This window comes from Curtobacterium sp. BH-2-1-1 (genome assembly GCF_001806325.1).
GTDB lineage: Bacteria > Actinomycetota > Actinomycetes > Actinomycetales > Microbacteriaceae > Curtobacterium.
The window spans coordinates 1,487,354-1,507,498 of sequence record NZ_CP017580.1; the positions used below are offsets into that span (position 1 = coordinate 1,487,354).

The following is a 20,145-nucleotide window of genomic DNA, read 5'->3' on the forward strand; positions in this document are numbered from 1 at the left end:
CCACCCCGACGTCAGTCCTCGACGTCGAAGACCACGACGCGTTCGCTCGCGCCCTGGATGTACGCGGCGACGGGCTGGTGCTCCTCGTGCGGCAGGTACCCGGCGAGCGCCGCGCGGTCCCGGAACCGGACGACGAGCATCCAGTCGAAACCGCCCTCGAGCCCCTCGGTGCTGATGCTCTCGCCTGACCGCACGGACTCGACGCCGTCGATCCGCGGCAGGTGCTCGCGCACGATGGCGTCGGCCTGCGCCGACCGGTCGGCTGCCTCGCCGTCCCAGGCGACGAGGACCACGTGTGTCGTTCCGCTCATCGTGTCCTCCTAGAAGGCCGGGGTGCCGCCGGCGACGGTGATCGTCGACCCCGACTGGTAGCTGGACTCGGGGCTGACGAGGTGCACGTACGCGGCAGCGAGTTCGGCGGGCTGACCGGGGCGGCCGAACGGCGACTGCTCACCGAAGTGCGCCACGGTCTCGGCGTCGTCGGACCCCGGCTGGAGGGGCGTCCACACCGGTCCCGGAGCGACCGAGTTCACGCGGATGCCCTTCGGCGCGAGCTGCTGGGCGACGGCCTCGGTGAAGAGCTTGATCGCGCCCTTGGACACCGCGTAGTCGATCTTGTCCGGCGACGGCGTGCTCGCCTGGATCGACCCGGTGGTGACGATCGTGGATCCCGGCTCGAGGTGCGGCACGGCGGCCTTCGTCAGCCAGAAGAGCGAGTAGATGTTCGTCTTGAAGGTCGAGTCGAAGTGCTCGGTCGTGAGCGTGAGGATGTCGTCGTTGCTGTCCATCCGCCCGGCGACCATGACGAGGGTGTCGAGGCCACCGAACTCGTCGACGGCCTTCTGGACGAGGTCGGTGCAGTACTGCTCGTCGGAGATGTCGCCGGGGAAGAGCACCGCACGACGCCCTTCGCCCTCGAGCAGGTCGCGCACCTGTTCGGCGTCCTCCTGCTCGTCGGGCAGGTAGGAGAGGACGAGGTCGGCGCCCTCGCGGGAGAGTGCGATGGCGGCGGCGCGGCCGATGCCCGAGTCGGCGCCGGTGACGATGCCCCGGAAGCCCTTCAGGCGACCGAGCCCGACGTAGCTCTCCTCGCCGTGGTCGGGCTTCGGGTCCATCTTCCACGCGGCCCCGGGGAGCGACTGCTCCTGCTCCGGGTACGGCGGGGCGGGGTAGAGGGTCTTCGGATCGCACTTGTCGTACTGGCTCATGCGCTCCAAGATGCCCGGCGTCCCCTCCGCGACGGCTCAGGCCCCAGGCACGGCCAGCGCGCGGATGTGTGGGTCGGGAAGTACCTGCAAACCGACCGGGCACATGCTCCGAATGCACTGTGGGCGTCATGAGCGCCCGGACCGGCGCACCGGCGCTCCGGCCCTCGTTGAGAGAGAGGTCGCATCATGACCAGCAACGCAGCAACGAACCGCATCGGGCGCGGATCCACCTGGACGCAGAAGGGCGCCCTGGTCTTCGGGGTCGTCTTCCTCATCGTCGGCATCGCCGGGTTCATCCCCGGTCTCACGATGGACATGGGCACGATGTCGGTGGCCGGCCACGGCTCGATGGCACTCCTGCTCGGCACGTTCCAGGTGTCCGTGCTCCACAACATCGTCCACCTGCTGTTCGGCGTCGTCGGGCTCCTCGCGGCCCGCAGCGCTCGCGGCGCCCGGCTCTACCTGCTCGTCGGCGGAATCGTCTACGCGGTCCTGTTCGTCTACGGCCTGTTCACCGCCGGCATGGCCGACCCGGCGAACTTCGTGCCGCTCAACAGCGCCGACAACGTGCTGCACCTGGTGCTCGCCGTCGCGATGATCGTGCTCGGGCTGCTGCTCCCCCGCGTCGGGGTCCGTCGGGTCTGACCCGACCGTCGGCGGTCCTCCCGCGGACAGCACCCACGACCGGAGCCGGTCTGGGCCACACGATCAGGTGGTCCAGGCCGGCTCCTCGTCGTTCCGGGAAGCGGTCGCCTCAGCGCGCGGGCGCACTCCCGAGCACCAGGTCCCGCACCTGCGCAGCGGCACCGAGCGCCACGGCGTCGGACCCCAGCGACGACAGGGCCAACCGGATCGGCGCCCCGCTCACCGGGGGCTCGAGGGCGATGGCAGCACTGATGGCCGGCTCGAGCAGGTCCCACGACCGCGCGATCCCCCCGCCGATGACGATGGTCGTCACGTCGAGGATCCCCGCCGTCAGCAGGGCAGCACGCGCCAGCCCCCAGCCGGCGGTCTCGAACACCGCGGCGGCGTCGGGGTCCCCTGCGCGTGCGGCGTCGGCGACCTCGCGGACGGTGACCCGGCGACCGGTCCGTTCGGCGTAGCGGTCGGCGATGCCGCGCGCCCCGGCGATGGTCTCGAGGTGGCCGACCTGCCCGCAGGTACACACCGCGTCACCGAAGCCCGGGACGTGGCCGATCTCGCCCGCCGCGCCGCGGGGCCCGGCGAACAGCGAGCCGCCGAGCACGAGCGCACCGCCGACCCCGGTCCCGAGCGTCATGCCGAGCACGTCCGGCTCCCCCGCCACGGCACCGGCGGCGACCTCGCCGAGCAGGAACGCGTTCACGTCGTTGTCGAGCGTCGCCGGAACGCCGAGGGCCGACGTGACCGCGTCCGTCACGCCGTAACCAGCCCAGCCGGTGAACGAGTTGCCCGTCACGAGCACCGTCCCCGTGCTCGCGTCGACGACGCCGGCAGCGCCCACCCCGACACCGGTCACGGAGGCGCGGTGCCGGTCGAGCAGGTCCGTCACGGCACCGAGGGCGGCCGTCACGATCGCGGCGCCACCCGCGTGGGCGGGCGTCGGCAGGTCGATGCGGTCGATCACCTCGAGCGCCGGGGTCGCGAGGACCACCTTCGTGTTCGTCCCGCCGACGTCGACGCCGGCGACGACCTCGCTCACGCGGTCACCGCCCCGAGGGTGGCGAGTCGCTCGACCCGGCGTTGCCGCTGCACCACCGGGTCGGGGACGGGCACGGCGGCGAGCAGCCGTCGGGTGTAGTCGGTGGTCGGGTGCATGAGGGTGGCACCCGTCGTGCCCTGCTCCTCGACGACGCCCTGGCGCATCACGACGACCCGCTCGGCGAACTGCTGCACGACAGCGAGGTCGTGCGAGACGAACAGGCACGCGAACCCGAGGTCGTCCTGCAGCTCGCGGAGGACCTCGAGCACCGTCTCCTGCACGCTGACGTCGAGCGCACTGGTCGGTTCGTCAGCGACGAGCAACCGCGGCGAGAGCACGAGCGCCCGGGCGAGGGACACGCGCTGCCGCTGCCCGCCCGAGAGCTCCCGGGGTGCACGCGACGCCAGGGTCCGGGGCAGCCGGACGGCGTCGAGGACCTCGTCGATGCGCTTCCGACGGTCGGCGGAGGACATGCCGCGACGGTGCACGGCGAGCGGTTCGGCGATGCACTCGGCGACGGACATCCGGGCGTCGAGCGACGCCACCGGGTCCTGCAGCACCACGCCGATGCCCGACCGGAGCGCTCGGCGGTCGCGACCACGCGCCGTGCGCAGGTCGGAGCCGAACAGGTGCACGCTGCCCGACGTCGGCTTGACGAGGCCGAGCGCGACCCGGGCCGCGGTGGACTTGCCGGAACCGGACTCCCCGACCAGGCCGACGGTCTCGCCGGCGTGCACGGCGATGTCGATGCCCTGCAGCGCGTGGACGGCGCGCGCCCCGCGCCCGAACGTCACCGAGACGTCCCGCAGGTCGACCACCGGGGCAGTGCCGCGCCTCCCGTCCGAACCGTCCGCGACGGACGCACCGGACGCGACGGCGACGCCGGACGCACCGGACGCACCCGACGCGACGGCCGCGCCGGACGTGACGGCCACGCCGGACGCACCGGACGCGACGGCCGCACCGGCCTCGGCCACGGCCAGCCGCGGCACCGCCGCGAGCAACCGCTTCGTGTACTCGTGCTGCGGCCGGAGCAGGACGTCCTCGACGGAGCCCGTCTCGACGATCGACCCCTGCAACATGACCGCGACCCGGTCCGCGAAGTCCGCGACGACGCCCATGTTGTGGGTGACGAGCAGGACTCCCGTGCCGGTGTCCGCCGCCAGGCGACGCAGCAGCTCGAGGATCTCCGCCTGCACGGTGACGTCGAGGGCCGTCGTCGGCTCGTCGGCGATGAGGAGCTTCGGCGAGTTCGCGATCGCCATCGCGATGACCACGCGCTGCCGCTGGCCGCCGGACAGCTGGAACGGGAACGCCCTGGCACGCTGCGCGGGCGAGGGGATGCCGACCCGGTCGAGCAGGTCGACGGCCCGTGCCGCGGCGTCCGCTGCCGAGACGTCGCCGTGGTTCCGGATGACCTCAGCGATCTGCGCCCCGACGCGGGTGAGGGGGTCGAGGGCGGTCGCGGGCTCCTGGAAGACCATCGAGACGGTGCTGCCGCGGAGCGACCGCAGGGCGGGCTCGGCGGCGCCGACGATCTCGTGGCCGTCGACGACCGCGCTGCCGGTGGCGGTGGCGTTGCCGGACAGCAGCCCCATCGCGGCGAGGGCGACGGTGGACTTGCCGGAACCGGACTCCCCGACGAGCGCGAGCGTCTCACCGGGTTCGACGTGCAGGGAGACCCCGCGGACGGCGTCGACCGTGCCGGACTCCGTGCTGAAGGAGACCCCGAGGTCGGTGGTGGTCAGGATGGACATCAACGGCCCCTCACGTCGAAGGCGTCCCGGAGCCCGTCGCCCACGGCGTTGAACGCGCAGACGACCAGGATCACGGCGAGACCCGGTGGCACGATGAGCCACCACCGCCCCGAGTAGGCGGCGGTGAGTCCTGCCGAGAGCATGCCACCCCAGTCCGTCGCGGGTGCCTGCACGCCCAGCCCGAGGTACGAGACGTAGGCGACGAGGAGGATCGCGTCGGCGACCTGGAACGTGGCGGCGACGACGATCGTGGACACCGAGTTCGGCAGCAGGTGGCGGCCGATCGCGCGGGCGTGCGACCCGCCGATCGCGCGGAGGGTCAGCACGTAGTCGCGGTTCTTCAGCGTCAGCGTCTCGGCGCGGATGAGCCGGGAGGGCACGAGCCACGACACGAAGCCGAGGATCACGATGAGTCCCCACACACCGGGCGTCGTGATCGCCGAGATGACGAGCAGGATGAAGAGCGCCGGGATCGCGATGCCGGCGTCGACCACGCGCATCATGACCGCGTCGACCCAGCCGCCGACGTACCCGGCGATCGAGCCCCAGAGGGTGCCGACGACGGTGGCGAGGACGCCGGCGGCGATGCCCACCATGAGCGACACCTTGCCGCCGAACATCAGCCGGCCGAGCACGTCGTGCCCGACGGCGTCGGTGCCGAGCAGGTGCGCGGCGCCGGGGGCGAGGTTCGCCTGGGAGAGCTGGGTGTGCGTCTGGTCCGTCGGGTACAGGAACGGGCCGACGAAGCAGAACAGCACGATGACGACGATGACGACGAGGCCGATCACCGCGAGGGTGTTGTGGCGGAATCGGCGGACGGCGAGGCGCCAGCCGGTGGCGGCGACGGGCCGCACGAGCGACGCCGCTCCGGGGGCTTCGGGTGCCAGCTGTGCGGTCATGCGCGGCCTGCCTTCACTCGGGGGTCGATCAAGGACTGCGCGACGTCGGCGAGCAGCGTGCCCACCACGGTCGCGATCGAGATGACGAGGACGCAGCCGAGCAGCGTGGGGTAGTCCGAGGTCTGCGCGGCGTTCCAGAAGAGGAGCCCCATGCCGGGGTAGTTGAACAGCTGCTCCGTGACGAGCGCCCCGCCGAACAGCACCGGCAGGTAGTACCCGAGCATCGCCACCACCGGGGTGAGCGAGTTCCGGAACACGTGCCGGCGCAGGATCACCGCGGTCGAGGCACCGCCGGCGCGGGCGGTGCGGACGTAGTCCTCCTGCAGGTTCTCGAGCGTCGAGGCCCGCATGTACCGGCTGAAGACGGCGATCATGGCGAGGGCACCGGTGACGACGGGGAGCACGAGCCCGGCCGGGTCCTGGAAGACCTCGGCGAGGGTGTTCCCGCTCGGTGCCTGGGACGGCAGCCAGGGCAGCTGCTGGCTGAAGACGATGATGAGGACGAGCCCGAGGAAGAACGCGGGCGTCGAGTAGAAGACGAACGCCAGGGCGGTGGCCGCGTAGTCGACCGCGCCGTTGCGACGGACCGCTTGCCACATGCCGACCGGGATCGCGAGCACGATGCCGAGCACCGCGGACATCCCGGTGAGGACGAGGGTCTTCGGCAGCCGCTCCGTGATGAGCTGCGAGACCGGCTCGTTGAGCGTGTACGACGTGCCGAGGTCGCCGGTGAGGAGGCGGCCGAGGAACCGGAGGTACTGCACGGGCAGCGGCTGGTCGAGCCCCTGCGCCGTGTTGAACGCGGCGATCTGCGCGGGCGTCGCCGAGACGCCGAGCACGCCGCGGGCGGGCCCGCCCGGCAGGGCGTGCAGCAGGCAGAACACGACGATCGTGACGATGAGGATCACCGCGAGCGCCTGCAGGACGCGCCTGGTGAGGTAGAGAGCTGTGGTCATGCGGCTTCCGTCGTCTGGGTTGGTGCGGTGGGCCCCGGGAGGCGCGGTGCGGGTCGGACCCGCACCGCGCCTCCAGGGGGTGTCAGGTGGTTACTTCGACCACTTCCACTGGGCCGGGTGGAAGTTGGCGAGCGAGTCCTGGTCGAACCCGGTCAGCCCCTGCTTGACGACCGAGATCTGGTAGTCCGGGCTCGGCAGCCAGATCACCGGAAGGTCCTTCGCGACCGCGGCGCTGTAGTCCTGCACGGCGGTGGCGTCGGGCGACGTGGTCGTCGCGTCGATGAGCTTGTCCACGTCGGCGTTGGAGTACGACCCGAAGTTCGCCGAACCGCCGGTCTGGAAGAGCGACTCACCGGTCGGGTAGGCCGGGAAGTACCAGCTGCCCGCGGTGCCGAAGAAGGAGAGGTCCCAGTCGCAGCTGGCCTCGTCGCTCGTGCAGGTCGGGGTCTGCGACAGGACGCTCGACACCGGCGCGGTCTTGATCGTGAAGCCGATGCCGGTCTTCGCGAGCGAGGACTGGATCGCGCTCATCATGTTGTCGGTGACGGTCGAGCCGGACTGCGAGAGCACGTTCATGGTGAACTTCGTGCCCTGCTTCACGCCCTCGCCGCACTGGCTGTCGGACGTACCGGGGTCGGTGCAGACCATCGTGCCGCCCTGCTCCGCCCACCCGTGGGACTCGAGCAGCGCCTTGGCCTTCTTCGTGCTGAACGGGTACGGGTTGTCCTTCTGCGTGCTCGACACGTAGTCGGATTCCTGCGCCTGCGGGATCGGCCCGTAGGTCGAGGTGGCGGTGCCGTTGAAGACGACCTTGGACAGCGAGGTCTGGTCGATCGACATCTGCACGGCCTGGCGGGCGTACAGCTGCTTGAAGACGGCGCCCATGTCCGGGTTGTTGAAGTTGTACGGCATGTACGTGATCGCCCAGCCGGTCCAGGGCTGCACGTCGTAGCCCTTCGACGTGAAGGACGACTTCTGGTCCATGTCGGTGGCGTTGATGTAGCCGTAGTCGACCTCGCCCGAGCGGACCGCGTTCACCTCGGCGTCCGTCGTGGTGAACGGCAGCAGGTTGACCGTCGTGATCGAGGGCTTCTCGCCGCCGTCGTACTTCGTGTTCGCCGTCAGGGTGACCTTGCCCGCCGTGGTGAACGTCTTCACGCCGTAGGGCCCGGAGATCGTCTTCCACAGGTCGTCGCTGGCGTAGTCGGAGATCTTGCCGGCGGTGGTGTTGAGGTACTTCCACACCTGCTTCGCACCGGACGCGGTCTCGTCGGCGTCGGAGACCTTCGCGCTCGCACTCGTCTTGTCCCAGGCGTGCTGCGGCAGCGGGATGATGTGGCTCAGCTGGTTGGCGAGCATCCAGTCCGGGTTGTACGCCTTGTCGAACGTGATCGTGAAGTGCGTGTCGTCGTCGGCCGTGAAGGAGGTCCAGTTGTCCGGCGCCTTGCCCTTCGAGTAGGAGCCCCACTCGTCCTTGTTCGCCTTGATCAGGTTGAACCAGAACTCGACGTCCCGGCTCGTGATCGGCTTGCCGTCGGACCAGTGCCGGTCGCCGAGGGTGACCGTGACGCTCTTCGAGTCGCTCGCGAACGTCGCGTCCGTCGCGACCGAACCGGCCTTGTTCCACGCGATCTTGCCGGTGGAGCCGTCGTAGGCGACGAGCGGCTCGTACAGCGACTGCGCGATCGAGCCGTTGTTCGTGTTGAGGTGCGCGGCGGTGCCGATCGGGAGGATCCAGTTCGGCGTGAAGTTGGCCGGCAGTGCGTAGTCGATCGTGTCGGAGCTGCTGCCGGACGAGGCGTTGCCGCCCCCGGAGCAGCCGGCGAGCAGCGCGCTCACGGCGATCGCGGCTCCGGTGAGGAGCGCCCAGCGACGGGGCTTGGTCATGTGTGTCTCCTGGTGCGTGGGAGGTTCGGGGTGTGGAGCACGCGTGCCGAGCGGCACGGGGACAGTCAATGTCCAAAGCCGTTGGAAAAACAAACATCTCCATGTAAATAGTTGGTTTCTGCCGTTCGGGCGAAAGGGTGGACCGGTCGATCTGCCGGTTAGGCTCGCGGCAGTCGGTGGTCACCCGCCGTGTTCCGCCCGGATTGGAGAAAGTCGTGCCGGACCTCAGCGCCCGCGTCCTGGAGCTCGTCGCGTCCGGGCAGGCCTCCAGTCGGACGGAGATCGCCGCGCTGCTCGGCGCCGCCCCCTCGACCGTGTCCCACGTGGTCGCGCAGCTCCTGTCGCACGGGCTGCTCGCCGAGGAGGGCACCGACGTCTCGACCGGCGGCCGTCCCCGCAAGGTGCTCCGCATCGGCGGCGTCGACGAGTACGCGGTCGCCGCGGACGTCGGCGGCGGGCACGCGCGCATCGGCATCGTCCTGCCAGGAGGCGCGCTCGAGTCCGTCGCGAACGTCCCGTTCGCGCTCTCCGACGGCCCGACCGCGGGACTCCAGCGGCTGGCGGCCCTGCTCGAGCGGCTCGCCGACGAGCGCGGTCGCGACGGGCTGCGGGGCGTCGGCCTCAGTCTGCCGGGGCCGGTCGACGTCGAGGCCGGCGTGGTCGACCTGCCGAGCCGGATGCCGGGGTGGAACGGGTTCCCGGTGGCGTCGTGGCTGACCGAGCGGTTCGGGTTGCCGGCGGTCGTCGACAACGACGCGAACTGCATGGCGGCGGGCGAGCAGACCGTGCAGGACCCGGGCCGGCGGCAGACCATCACGATCAAGGCCGGCTCGGCGATCGGGGCCGGGATCGTCATCGACGGACGGCTGTACCGCGGGGCGACGGGCTCGGCCGGGGACATCACCCACGTCCGGATCGACGCCGCCGGGGACACCCCGTGCTCGTGCGGGAACACCGGGTGCCTCGAGACCGTCGCGTCCGGAGCCGCTCTGGTGCGGATCCTGTCGGACGCCGGGGTCGACGTCTCCTCGACCGCCGACGTCGTCCGCCTGGCCTCGGACGCCCACCCCGAGGCGACCCGGGCCGTGCGGCTCGCGGGCCGGTACCTCGGCGAGGTGCTCGCCGCGAACGTCAACTTCTTCAACCCGGACGCCGTGTACCTCGGCGGCATCCTCTCCACCCTCGACCCGTTCATCGCCGCCGTGCGGAGCCAGCTGTACGAGAGCTGCCACCCGCTCATGACGCAGCACCTCGTCATCGAGCCGGTCTCGCTCGGCGCGGACGCGGGGCTCGTCGGGGCGGGTCAGTTCGCCCTGCAGCGAGGTCTCGCCGCGTCGCTCGAGGAACTGTCCGCGCCCATCCCCCAGTCCACCACCAGGAACAGGAACGTCCGTGTCTGAGCCCGTGTCCACCGCACCCGCCACCCACCGCCCGGTCATCGCGATCGCCGGTCTCGCCATCGAGACCTCGACGTTCACGCCAACGCGCACCCACGCACCGGCGTTCCACCCGGACCGCGGAGACGAGGTCGTGGCCCGCTACGACTTCCTCGGGCCGCTGTCGGCGCACGCCGACTTCCGCGGGGCGCTCATCGGGCACGCGCTGCCGGGCGGGATCGTGGACCGTGACTCGTACGAGTCGCTCGCGGCGGAGATCGTCTCGCGGCTGGCGGCGATCGTCGAGGCCGAGCACGTCGACGGGCTCTGGTACGACATCCACGGCGCGATGGTGGTCGAGGGCCTGGACGACGCCGAGGCCGACCTGCTCGGCCGCATCCGTACGGTGATCGGTCCCGATGTCATCGTGTCGGCGTCGATGGACCTGCACGGCAACGTCACGGCGGAGCTCGCGCACCAGGTGGACCTCGTCACCTGCTACCGGATGGCCCCGCACGAGGACGCCCTCGAGACGAAGGAGCGCGCCGTCCGGAACCTGGTCGACGTGCTCACCACCCGACCGGTCGGGCAGCAGCGCCCGGTGAAGGCCTGGGCGCCGATCCCCGTGCTCCTGCCCGGCGAGCAGACCTCGACGCGCATCGAGCCCGCGGCGTCGCTGTACGCGCAGGTGCCGCTCGTCGAACAGACCGAGGGCGTGCTCGACGCGGCGATCTGGGTCGGTTACGCCTGGGCGGACCAGCCCCGCGACCGCGCGGTCACCGTGGTCACGGGCTGGGACGCCGACGCCGTCGCCGCGGGTGCCGAACGACTCGCGCGGGCCTTCTGGGACGTGCGTGAGGACTTCGTGTTCGTCGCACCGACCGGCACGTTCGACGAGTGCCTCGCCGTTGCGCTCGCGCCGGGCGCCGCGAGGCCGTTCTTCGTGTCCGACTCTGGCGACAACCCGACCGCCGGTGGCTCGGGCGACATGACGTGGGGGCTCACGCAGGTGCTGGCGAACCCGGCCTTCGCGGAGCCCGACGGCCCGACGGTGATCTACGCGAGCGTTCCCGGCCCCGCGGCCGTCGCGGCGGCGGTGGAGGCCGGCGTCGGTGCGACGGTCACCGTGACGGCGGGGGCATCGGTCGACGCCGTCCACGCCGGGCCGATCACGATGACCGGCCGCGTGCACGCGATCAAGCACGGCGACCGCGACGCCGAGACCGAGGTGGTGCTGCAGGTCGGCGGTGTGTTCGCGATCCTGACGAAGCTCCGCAAGCCGTACCACCACGAGCACGACTTCACCGACCTCGACCTCGCCCCGCGGGACGCCGACGTGGTGATCGTGAAGATCGGGTACCTCGAGCCGGAGCTCTTCGACATGGCTGCCGACTGGATGCTCGCGCTGACGCCGGGCGGGGTCGACCAGGACCTCGAGCGGCTCGGACACCACAGGATCGTCCGGCCGATGTTCCCCTACGATCGAGTGTTCCCGTCGGCGCCGGACCTCGGCGCCCGGATCATCCCGCCGTCGAACGAACCGCTCGGAGCCATCGCGTGACCACCGCCGCCCCCGTCGCCCTCGAGATCGCCGTCACCTCACCCGCCGGCGCGATCGTCGCACGGGACGGCGGCGCCGACCGTGTCGAGCTCTGTGTCGGGCTCGAGCTCGGTGGTCTCACGCCGTCCCAGGCGCTCGTCGAGACGACCCACGAGACCGGCATCCCCGCGCACGCCCTCGTCCGCTGCCGTCCCGGCGGCTTCGTGCACACCCCCGACGAGGTCGAGCTCATGGTGCGCGAGGTCCGCACGGTCCTGCGCTCCGGGGCAGCGGGCGTCGTGGTCGGTGCCCTGCGTCCGGACGGCACGCTCGACGAGGACGCCCTCCGGCGCTTCGTCGACGCCGCACGCTCGGTCAGTGCCACCGCCGAGGTCACCCTGCACCGGGCCATCGACCACGCGGCCGACCCCGTCGCCGCCGCGGCCACCCTCGCCGACCTCGGGTTCACCCGGGTGCTGACCTCGGGTGCCGCGCCCACCGCGGTGGCCGGTGCCGCGACCATCACGCGCATGGTCGACGCCGCCGGGCCCGTGCAGGTCATGGCGGGCGCCGGTGTCACCCCGGCCGACGTCCCCGCCCTGGTCGCGACGGGGGCCGCCGCCGTGCACCTCTCGGCGAAGCGACCCGCCGCCGACAGCGCCCACGCTGGTGTGCCGATGGGCGGCGCGGACGACGGTTCGGCGCACTTCGTCACCGACGCCGAGGTGGTCGCCGCCGCGCGCCGGGCCCTCGACGCCTGACCCGACCCGTCACGCGGGAATGGACCGCGCGGGCGCGTGCTTGACGCCCGCATGACCTCGTCAGCAACGCGCCGTGGGTGGCTCAGCGTCGCATCCGTCGCACTCGGATCGTTCGTCCTCGTCCTGTCCGAGTTCCTCCCGATCGGCCTGCTGCCGGCCATCGCCGCCGACCTCGACGTCGGTGTCGGCACCGCGGGGCTCATGGTCGTCGCGACCGGCCTCGTCGGAGCGGTCGCCGCGCCGGTCGTCACCGTGTGGACGTCCGCGCTCGACCGCCGGGTCGTCCTGGTCGGCCTGACGGTACTGCTCGTCGTCGCGGACGCACTCGCTGCGGTGGCACCCTCGTTCTGGGTGCTGCTCGTGGCCCGGATGCTCCTCGGCGTCGGCATCGGCGGCTTCTGGGCGATCGGCGCCGGGATCGCCGGACGCCTCGTGCGCCCCGAGTCCGTGATCCGCGCCACGTCCCTCATCACCGCCGGCGTCTCGGTCGCGACCGTCGTCAGCCTGCCCCTCGGCGCACTCGTGTCGTCCCTCGCCACGTGGCGGCTGGCGTTCGTGATCGGCGGCGTGCTCGGGCTCGTCGCGCTCGGCCTGCAGCTCGCGATGCTCCCGCGGATCCCCGCCCAGCAGCGCGTCCGGTTCGGCACGCTCGGGTCGCTGCTCGGTGTGCGCAGGGCCCGGGTCGGCCTGATCGGTGCCGCGTTCCTCTTCACCGCGCAGTTCGCCGCCTACACCTACATCGCGCCGTACCTGCAGGACCTCGTCGGGGTCGGCGCGGACACCGTGACGATCGCGCTGCTGGTCTTCGGCATCGCGGGCATCGTGGGGAACTTCGTCGCCGGGTTCACGCTCGGCCGGAGCGTCCTCGGCACGATCGGCTCCGCGAAGTTCGTCCTCGCCGGCGCGGTCGTCCTGCTCCCGCTGCTCGCACACTCGGTCGTCGGGGTGTTCGTCCTGCTGGTCGTGTGGGGCCTCGTGTGGGGAGCACTGCCGCTCGGCATGCAGACCTGGATGTCCACGTCGTCTCCCGCGGGGTCGGAGACCGGGCTCGCGTTGTTCGTGACGACGATCCAGCTGGCGATCGCGGCCGGGTCGGTGCTCGGCGGGGCCGCGGTGTCGTCGTTCGGGTTGGCCGTCGACTTCTGGCTCGCCGGCGGGGTCGCGGTCGTCGGGGCGATCGTGCTCGTGACGCTGGGTGCGCGCCGCTCGAGTGCCGCCCCGGCGCAGGTCACCGCTCCCGCGGTCCCCGATCCGGCAGGTGCGTCCGCTCCGGCGGAGACGACCGCGACCGGGTCCGTCGCCGTCGCCTGCCCCTGACGGTCCTGAGGGACGGCGCCGCCACGGTCAGCCGAGCCGGACGACCCGGTCCGCTCCGGCGATGACCGTCGGGTCGTGCGTGGCGTGCACGACCACGACCCCGGACGCTGCCTCGTCGGCGAGCGCGCGGACCACGAGCCGACCCGACTCGGCGTCCACCCCGGCCGTGGGTTCGTCGACGAGGAGCACCCCCGCCCGCTGCGCGAGTCCGAGCGCGACGAGGGTCCGCTGACGCTGCCCACCGGACAGCTCGTCGAGCGGCCGGTCCGACAGGGACGCGATCCCCATCCGGTCGAGCTGCTCGTCGACCACGTCGCGGTCGGCACGCACGAGCGGTCGCCACCACGGACGGCCGGACCACCGGCCCATGCGGACCGTGGCACGGACGGTGAGCGGGAGCGCGCTCGGCGGGACCGACTGGGTCACGTAGGCGACGCCGACGGAGGTGCGGCGCGTCACCGCCCCGGCATCCGGCGTCACGGCCCCGGCGAGCGCGTCGAGCAGCGTCGACTTGCCGGAGCCGTTCGGCCCCGTCAGCGCGGTGACCGCACCGGCGGGGAAGGTCGCATCGACCCCGTCGAGGACGGTCCGGTCGCCGCGTCGGACGACGAGTCCGGCGACGTCAAGGGTGGCAGCGTCGGTCGTCGTGGGCACCTGAGGACACTATCAGTATCGATAGTCATTTTCATGTAGCGTCTCCGACCGTGACCTGGCTGACCGATCCCCTCTCCGTCGACTTCATGGTCCGTGCCCTCGTGGGCGGCGGACTGGCGGCGGTGCTCTGCGCGGTCGTCGGCACGTGGGTCCTCGTCCGCGGCATGGCCTTCCTCGGCGAAGCGCTGTCGCACGGCATGCTCCCCGGCGTCGCGATCGCCTCGCTGACCGGGTTCCCCGTCGCGCTGGGCGCCGCCGCCAGCGCCGCGGTGATGGTGCTCGGGGTCGGCGCACTCCGCCGTCGGGCCCGGCTCTCGTACGACACGTCGATCGGGCTCCTGTTCGTCGGCATGCTCGCTCTCGGGGTGATCATCGTCTCCTCCTCGAGGTCCTTCGCGACCGACGTCACCGCGATCCTGTTCGGTGACGTCCTCGCCGTCACCCGTGCGGACCTCACCGGCCTGGCGATCGCCGTCGCGGTGGCGCTCGGGACCGCGGTGTTCTTCCACCGTCCGTTCACGGCAGCGGCGTTCGACGTCCGGAAGGCCGCGACCCTCGGCCTCCGCCCACGGGCCGCCGAGATCGTGCTGGTCGGGCTCGTCACGCTCGCGGTCATCGCCTCGTACCGGGCGGTGGGCACGCTGCTCGTCGTGGGACTGCTCCTCGCCCCGGCAGCCGCCGCCCGTGCGTGGACCCGGCACGTCGGCTCGACGATGGTGCTCGCCGCCGGGATCGGCATCGCGGCCGTCCTCGTCGGGCTGCTCGTCTCGTGGCACCTCGGCACCGCCGCGGGAGCGAGCATCGCCGCCGTCGCCGTCGCCGGGGTCGGCCTCTCGCGCACGGCAGCGTCGCTCAGCACCCGGGTCCGCGACCGGACCCCCGGGACAGAACCACCGACAGCAGTACCAGCACCTCGAGAGGCAGCATGACCCACTCCACCCGGCGCGCTCCCACGCGCACCCTGCTCACCACGAGCCTCGTCGTCGGACTCACCGTCGCGACGGCGGGCTGCTCGTCGGGCACGGCCCCCGGCGACGCCGGCGCGACCGCCCGGCCACACGGCTTCGTCGAGGGGGCGAGCGAATCCCGGGAACCGCAGCTGCGCCTCCTGGCCGTCTCCGGGACGGGCGAGACCGCGCTGCACGACCTGCTCAGCAGCGAGTCGACCGCGCTCGACGACGTCGACGTGCCCACGCACTCCGCCACCGACGGCCGGTTCCTCGTGACGAGCTCCGACAGCCGCACCACGATCGTGGACGGTGGTGCCTGGACGGTCGACCACGGCGACCACACCCACTACTACGCGGCGGAGCCACGGGTCGTCGGCACGATGGCGGGGGGCGGTCCGGTCGAGGTGCACTCCTCTGAGACGACCACGACGATCACCTGGCCGGAGCGGGACGAGGCGGTCGTGCTCGACCGGGCCGCGCTCGGCCAGGGGACCGTCGAGGAACGGACCCGTATCGACGCACGGGTCCTGCTCCCCGACGGAGACCGCCTCGTCGCCGCGACCGACGACGTCGTCCGGGTGCTCGACGCCGACGGCTCGCCGACCGGCACCGAGGCGGCGTGCACCGACCCGGCCGGAGGCATCGTCACCCGGGCCGGCTCGGTCGTCGGCTGTTCCGACGGCGCGGTGGTCGTGGACGACGACGGCGCGACGGCGGTGCCGTTGCCCGACGGCGCCGAACGGCCGACCTCGTTCGCCGCCCGCGCCGGACGACCGACGGTCGCGGGCCTGGCCGGTGACGCCGGCTTCTGGCTGCTCGACAGCCGCGAACACTCGTGGCGCCTGGTGCCGACCGAGCGCCCGCTCCGCGCCGTCGCCGCGGTCGACGACGCCGACGAGCACGTGGTCGGCGTCGACGACACCGGGCGGGTGGTGGTGCACACGCTCGCCACCGGAGCGATCGTCGCGACCGATCCGCTCGTCGCCGACGACGCCCCGCCCCTGCTGCAGCTCGACGCGAACCGCGCCTACCTGGCCGACCGCGGGACGGGGACCGTGCACGAGATCGACTTCGCCGACGGCGCGCGGGTCGCCCGGACCATCGACCTCGGCGTGGCCCCGGCCGCGTTCGCGGAGGTCGGACTGTGACGCGGGCACGCACACGGGCCGTCGTCGTCACGGTCCTCGCCGTCGTGGGTGTCGCGTTCGGCGCGAGCGGGTGCACCGCTGCTCCCGGGCAGGACCGGCCACTCGTCGCCGTCACCACGAACATCCTCGGCGACGTCGTCTCGGAGGTCGTCGGCGACGCGGCCGAGGTGATGGTGCTCATGCCCGCCGGAGCGGACCCGCACTCGTTCGAGGCCTCCGCGCAGGAGGCCGCGCGACTCCGCACCGCCGACCTCGTGGTGGAGAACGGGCTGGGCCTCGAGGAGGGCGTGTCCCGGCACGTCCGGGCCGCGGCCGACGACGGCGTCCCGGTCTTCACCGCCGGCGACGCGGTCGACGCACTGGAGTGGACGACCGAGGACGACAGCGGCCCGGACCCGCACATCTGGACCGACCCCGCACGGATGGTCGACGTCGTCGAGGCGCTCGACGACGACCTCCGCGACGTTGGCGTCCGGGCGACGGGCACCGCGGACTACCTCGACGCCCTGCACGCGCTCGACGGGGAGATGGAGCAGGCCTTCGGCGCGCTCAGCCCCGGGCAGCGGGCCCTCGTGACGAACCACCACGTCTTCGGGTACCTCGCCGACCGGTACGGGTTCCGGGTCGTCGGAGCCGTCATCCCGAGCGGGACGACGCTCGCCTCCCCGAGCGCGGCGGACCTGCGGGACCTCGCCGACGCGATCGCGGACGCCGGCGTGCCGACCGTGTTCGCCGATGCGTCCCAGCCCGCACGCCTGGCGCAGGTGCTGGCCGACGAGGTCGGCGTCCACGTCGAGATCCGCTCCCTCGCCACCGAGTCGCTCACGGCCGACGGACCCGCGTCCACCTACCTCGGGATGATGCGGTCGAACACCGAGGCGATCGTCGACGGACTGTCGGTTCGTAATTGAGAATGAGAATCAGTACAGTAACGATCATGACGACCAGATCACTCCGCAGCGCGGCCCTTCCCGTCGCCCTGCTCAGCGCGGCCGCCCTTGCCCTCACCGGCTGCGCCGCCGACCCCTCCCCCTCCGAGCCGACGAGCACCGCGACCGAGCGCGCCGACGGCACCCGGATCACGCTCACGTACGACGGCGGCCTCCTCGTGCTCGACCACGACCTGCGCGTCCTGACCGACGACGCGGTCGACGGGTTCACCCGCGTCAACCCGGCAGGTGACGGACGGCACGTGCTCGTCACGGTGCCGAGCGGCTTCCGGGTGCTCGACACCGCGGCTGATCCGGCCCTCACCGACGCGGTCTTCCCCGCCGACACCGGGGGCCACGCGGTCGTCCACGGCGACCGGACGGCGCTCTTCGCCGACGGCACCGGCCAGGTGACGACGTTCGACAACACCGAACTCGACGGCGCCGAACTGCCCGACACCGAGACGACCGAGTCCGAGGCCGCGCACCACGGCGTCGCGATCGTGTTGGAGGACGGCACGCTGCTCACCACCATCGGCGACGAGGAGTCCCGCAGCGGGGTCCGTGCGCTGGACGCGGACGGGAAGGAGACCGCCCGCTCCGAGGAGTGCCCGAACGTGCACGGCGAGGGCGCGGTCCAGGGCGACGTCGCGGTCTTCGGGTGCACCGACGGGGCACTCGTGTACGACGACGGCGCGTTCACGAAGCTCGACGCCCCCACCGAGTACGGCCGGACCGGCAACCTGTTCACGACCGACACGTCCTCGATCGCGCTCGGCGACTACAACGACGACCCGGACAGCGAGGGGTACCTCCTCCACCAGATCGCCCTGATCGACGCGGCATCCGGTTCCTACCGGGTCGCCGACGTGCCGGACGGCGTCGGCTACACGTTCCGGGACCTCGCCCGAGGTCCCGAGGAGGAGGCCGTCGTGCTCGGGGACGACGGCGCGCTGCACACCTTCGACACGACGTCCGGCGAGCTGCTCGACTCCTTCCCGGTGATCGACCCGTGGGAGGGACCGGCCGAGTGGCAGGACGCCCACCCGGCACTGAAGGTCGCCGGCGACGTCGCCTACGTCACCGACCCTGCCGAGCGGCGGGTCCACGCGGTCGACCTCACGACCGGCGAGACCATCGCCTCGAGCGACGTGCTGCCCGGCGTGCCCAACGAGATGGCGATCGCGTAACGACGCGGACCCGACGGACGGACAGGCGGACGGGAGGGACGGTGCCAGCTGGCACCGCGCCTCCCGTCCGTCGTCGTCTCAGCGACCGGCCGCCGCGTGGTTCGCGACCTGGGTCGCGGACAGGACGGAGCCGTAGACCGCCGCGTACCGCATCGACCCCGTGAAGGCGAAGTTCGACGGCTGCCCGGGCCACCCGGACACGGTGTCGTACCCGACCCGGAAGTACCCGGTGAAGTTCTCCGGCGTCGTGAAGGCCGCGTTCGACGCGACGAGCGCACCGTCCGCGTAGAGGCGCATCCCGGTGCTCGCGGACATCGTCGCCACCACGTGGTGCCACGCGCCGTCCGTGTACGCCTTCGGTGACGTCACCACCTGGGTCGTCCCGTTGTAGGTGCCGAAGACGAGCTGCCCCGCGGTGTTGAGGTAGACCTGGCGGTCGTGCTGCCCGGAGGCGGCGACCTGGTTGCTGCCGAACCCGACGAGCATGCCGCCGGCGACCGTCGTGCGGAACCAGACCTCCTCGCTGAAGGTGGTCGGGTTGGCGTACGACCGGGGCGTCGAGACGAAGCTCGTCGAACCGTTCAGCGCGTACGAGCTCCCGGCGTCGCGCGGGCAGGCGTTCAGGCTCGGGGTGGTCGCCGTCATCGAGCCCTGGTAGGTGCCGTTCAGGCCCTTGCCCGACCAGTCCGTGGCGGTCGTCGAACCGGAGGCCTCGCCGAGGCGGTAGGCGAAGAGGGCGGTCGAGGTGTCGGCACCGACCGCTGCGGCGCAGGTGAAGTAGGGCGCGGTCGCGGCGCTGTTGCCGGTGTTCGCGACGACGGCGCTGAAGGCGGACCGCGTCGGCGCGAACGCGTTGGCGAGGCCGACGACGGCGACGGCGAGGACCAGGACGAGGGCGACGACGCGACCGTCACGGAGGCGGCGGAGTCTCACGAGGGACGCACCGCCTCGACCCGACCGACGGCCAGGCAGAGCACGAGCGGGACGAGGCAGGCGACGACGAGGAGTGCCCACCCGACCGGCCCGAGGTCGATGTTCGAGGTGAGCTGGTAGTGGCCGTTCCTCGTGAGCTCGCGGATGACCATGTGCCCGACCTGCCCGTCGACGAGGTGGACGCTCTCGGCACCACGGGCCTCGACCCGGACCGGGAACATGCCGGAGGACACGATGGTGGCCTCGACGCCGCGGTGGGTGGCCGAGTTCGTGATGGTCGTGACGTTGACGAACGGCTTGAGGATGAAGGCCGCGTACGACAGCGTGAGTGCACCGCCGGCGATGCGGAGGCAGGTGCGGGTGACCCGGTCGGTGAACACGCTCGTGAGCGTCCAGATCACCAGCGTGCCGATGAGCAGGAGCGGCGCCGCCCGGAACAGCCACCCGAGGTTCGGGACGAGGAGCACCGGGGAACCGATGACGTTCTCCTGCGTGAGCGTCCACGGGTCGGTCGCGCCGTTGATGTCACCGCGGGTGTGCAGTCCGGCGGCGTCGACGTCGATGATGCGGTGGGTGTAGACGACGCCCGGGTTCGCCGCGGTCTCGAAGGAGACGACGTCGCCGACGCGCAGGGCGGCGACGTCCACGGGCAGGTCGAGGACGAGCGTGCCGACCGGGGCGGCCTCGCCCATCGACGGCGTCTCGACGACGAACCACCGCCCGCCGGCGGACAGGAACAGCACGGCGGCGGTGAGGAGGACGGCGGCGACCGCGGCGACCGTCCAGGCGAGGACCGTCTCGAAGCGGGTGGCGGTGTGGCCGCCGAGGAGCGGACGGTCGAGCGTACCGCTGAGCGGGATGGCGGCGGTCTGGCTCATCTGCTGCTCCGGTCGTGTGCGGCTGGTGGGGGGGCGGAGGGGGGGGACGGGGTGGGGTGATGGGTGGCGACGCTCGACCGG

General features: G+C 72.2%; 19 protein-coding genes. 9 read left to right on the top strand and 10 right to left on the bottom strand.

Translation table 11 applies throughout. The annotated features are described in order from the left end of the window. Positions 1 to 11: 11 nt before the first annotated feature. Both BJK06_RS06930 and BJK06_RS06935 read right to left on the bottom strand, forming a co-directional pair. On the bottom strand, positions 12 to 311 hold the full coding sequence (locus BJK06_RS06930) for a Dabb family protein (protein ID WP_083295118.1): 300 nt from the start codon (positions 309 to 311) through the stop codon (positions 12 to 14). Positions 312 to 320: 9 nt separating this feature from the next. Further along, a complete protein-coding gene (locus tag BJK06_RS06935; protein WP_070417275.1) occupies positions 321 to 1,208 on the bottom strand; it encodes an SDR family oxidoreductase in 888 nt (295 codons plus the stop codon). A gap of 186 nt (positions 1,209 to 1,394) precedes the next feature. Between BJK06_RS06935 and BJK06_RS06940 the strand changes: the two genes are divergently transcribed. Beyond that, on the top strand, positions 1,395 to 1,853 hold the full coding sequence (locus BJK06_RS06940) for a DUF4383 domain-containing protein (protein ID WP_070417276.1): 459 nt from the start codon (positions 1,395 to 1,397) through the stop codon (positions 1,851 to 1,853). A 109-nt stretch (positions 1,854 to 1,962) separates the two neighbouring features. Here BJK06_RS06940 and BJK06_RS06945 read toward each other — a convergent pair whose 3' ends face one another. The 5 genes from BJK06_RS06945 to BJK06_RS06965 form a co-directional block, all read right to left on the bottom strand. After that, entirely contained in the window at positions 1,963 to 2,889 is a 927-nt protein-coding gene (locus BJK06_RS06945; protein ID WP_070417277.1) for an ROK family protein, read from the bottom strand. Next, positions 2,886 to 4,646 carry an ABC transporter ATP-binding protein gene (locus BJK06_RS06950; protein WP_070417278.1) on the bottom strand — a complete coding sequence of 587 codons (1,761 nt, stop codon included), beginning with the start codon at positions 4,644 to 4,646 and terminating at the stop codon, positions 2,886 to 2,888. The genes BJK06_RS06945 and BJK06_RS06950 overlap by 4 nt, the downstream gene beginning before the upstream one ends. Continuing rightward, complete coding sequence (locus BJK06_RS06955) at positions 4,646 to 5,545, bottom strand: ABC transporter permease (RefSeq protein WP_070417279.1); 900 nt, start codon at positions 5,543 to 5,545, stop codon at positions 4,646 to 4,648. Before BJK06_RS06955 ends, BJK06_RS06950 begins: the two co-directional genes overlap by 1 nt. Further along, positions 5,542 to 6,501 (bottom strand): ABC transporter permease, encoded by a 960-nt coding sequence (locus tag BJK06_RS06960; protein WP_070417280.1) that lies wholly within the window; start codon positions 6,499 to 6,501, stop codon positions 5,542 to 5,544. Before BJK06_RS06960 ends, BJK06_RS06955 begins: the two co-directional genes overlap by 4 nt. Before the next feature lie 90 nt (positions 6,502 to 6,591). Then, positions 6,592 to 8,388 (bottom strand): peptide ABC transporter substrate-binding protein, encoded by a 1,797-nt coding sequence (locus BJK06_RS06965; protein WP_070417281.1) that lies wholly within the window; start codon positions 8,386 to 8,388, stop codon positions 6,592 to 6,594. Positions 8,389 to 8,603: 215 nt separating this feature from the next. Between BJK06_RS06965 and BJK06_RS06970 the strand changes: the two genes are divergently transcribed. From BJK06_RS06970 to BJK06_RS06985, 4 genes are read left to right on the top strand one after another with little or no spacing between them, the layout of a single operon-like run. After that, on the top strand, positions 8,604 to 9,788 hold the full coding sequence (locus BJK06_RS06970; protein WP_083295119.1) for an ROK family protein: 1,185 nt from the start codon (positions 8,604 to 8,606) through the stop codon (positions 9,786 to 9,788). Beyond that, the gene (locus tag BJK06_RS06975; RefSeq protein WP_070417283.1) at positions 9,781 to 11,325 is read left to right on the top strand and encodes a M81 family metallopeptidase; all 1,545 of its coding nucleotides are present in this window, start codon (positions 9,781 to 9,783) and stop codon (positions 11,323 to 11,325) included. Before BJK06_RS06970 ends, BJK06_RS06975 begins: the two co-directional genes overlap by 8 nt. After that, positions 11,322 to 12,065: a copper homeostasis protein CutC gene (locus BJK06_RS06980; protein ID WP_070417284.1), complete on the top strand. Its 744-nt coding sequence runs from the start codon at positions 11,322 to 11,324 to the stop codon at positions 12,063 to 12,065. The genes BJK06_RS06975 and BJK06_RS06980 overlap by 4 nt, the downstream gene beginning before the upstream one ends. Positions 12,066 to 12,116: 51 nt before the next feature. Next, positions 12,117 to 13,382 (top strand): MFS transporter, encoded by a 1,266-nt coding sequence (locus BJK06_RS06985; RefSeq protein ID WP_070417285.1) that lies wholly within the window; start codon positions 12,117 to 12,119, stop codon positions 13,380 to 13,382. Positions 13,383 to 13,409: 27 nt separating this feature from the next. Here BJK06_RS06985 and aztA read toward each other — a convergent pair whose 3' ends face one another. Then, positions 13,410 to 14,036, bottom strand: a complete 627-nt coding sequence (aztA, locus tag BJK06_RS06990) for a zinc ABC transporter ATP-binding protein AztA (RefSeq protein ID WP_070417286.1) — start codon at positions 14,034 to 14,036, stop codon at positions 13,410 to 13,412. Between the two features lie 50 nt (positions 14,037 to 14,086). Here aztA and aztB point away from each other — a divergent pair, with 50 nt between their 5' ends. Genes aztB through aztD form a run of 4 tightly spaced genes read left to right on the top strand, consistent with a single transcriptional unit; the run spans position 14,087 to position 18,253 of the window. After that, entirely contained in the window at positions 14,087 to 14,965 is an 879-nt protein-coding gene (gene aztB / locus BJK06_RS06995) for a zinc ABC transporter permease AztB (protein ID WP_070417287.1), read from the top strand. Next, a complete protein-coding gene (locus tag BJK06_RS07000; RefSeq protein WP_070417288.1) occupies positions 14,962 to 16,134 on the top strand; it encodes a hypothetical protein in 1,173 nt (390 codons plus the stop codon). Before aztB ends, BJK06_RS07000 begins: the two co-directional genes overlap by 4 nt. Further along, positions 16,131 to 17,045 carry a metal ABC transporter substrate-binding protein gene (locus BJK06_RS07005; protein ID WP_083295120.1) on the top strand — a complete coding sequence of 305 codons (915 nt, stop codon included), beginning with the start codon at positions 16,131 to 16,133 and terminating at the stop codon, positions 17,043 to 17,045. The genes BJK06_RS07000 and BJK06_RS07005 overlap by 4 nt, the downstream gene beginning before the upstream one ends. Before the next feature lie 26 nt (positions 17,046 to 17,071). Then, on the top strand, positions 17,072 to 18,253 hold the full coding sequence (gene aztD, locus BJK06_RS07010; protein WP_070417289.1) for a zinc metallochaperone AztD: 1,182 nt from the start codon (positions 17,072 to 17,074) through the stop codon (positions 18,251 to 18,253). A gap of 78 nt (positions 18,254 to 18,331) precedes the next feature. Here the strand turns inward: aztD and BJK06_RS07015 are convergent, their stop codons facing one another. Both BJK06_RS07015 and BJK06_RS07020 read right to left on the bottom strand, forming a co-directional pair. Next, the gene (locus BJK06_RS07015) at positions 18,332 to 19,186 is read right to left on the bottom strand and encodes a LamG domain-containing protein (RefSeq protein ID WP_070417290.1); all 855 of its coding nucleotides are present in this window, start codon (positions 19,184 to 19,186) and stop codon (positions 18,332 to 18,334) included. Then, the gene (locus BJK06_RS07020) at positions 19,183 to 20,064 is read right to left on the bottom strand and encodes a S26 family signal peptidase (RefSeq protein WP_070417291.1); all 882 of its coding nucleotides are present in this window, start codon (positions 20,062 to 20,064) and stop codon (positions 19,183 to 19,185) included. Before BJK06_RS07020 ends, BJK06_RS07015 begins: the two co-directional genes overlap by 4 nt. Positions 20,065 to 20,145: the final 81 nt, after the last annotated feature.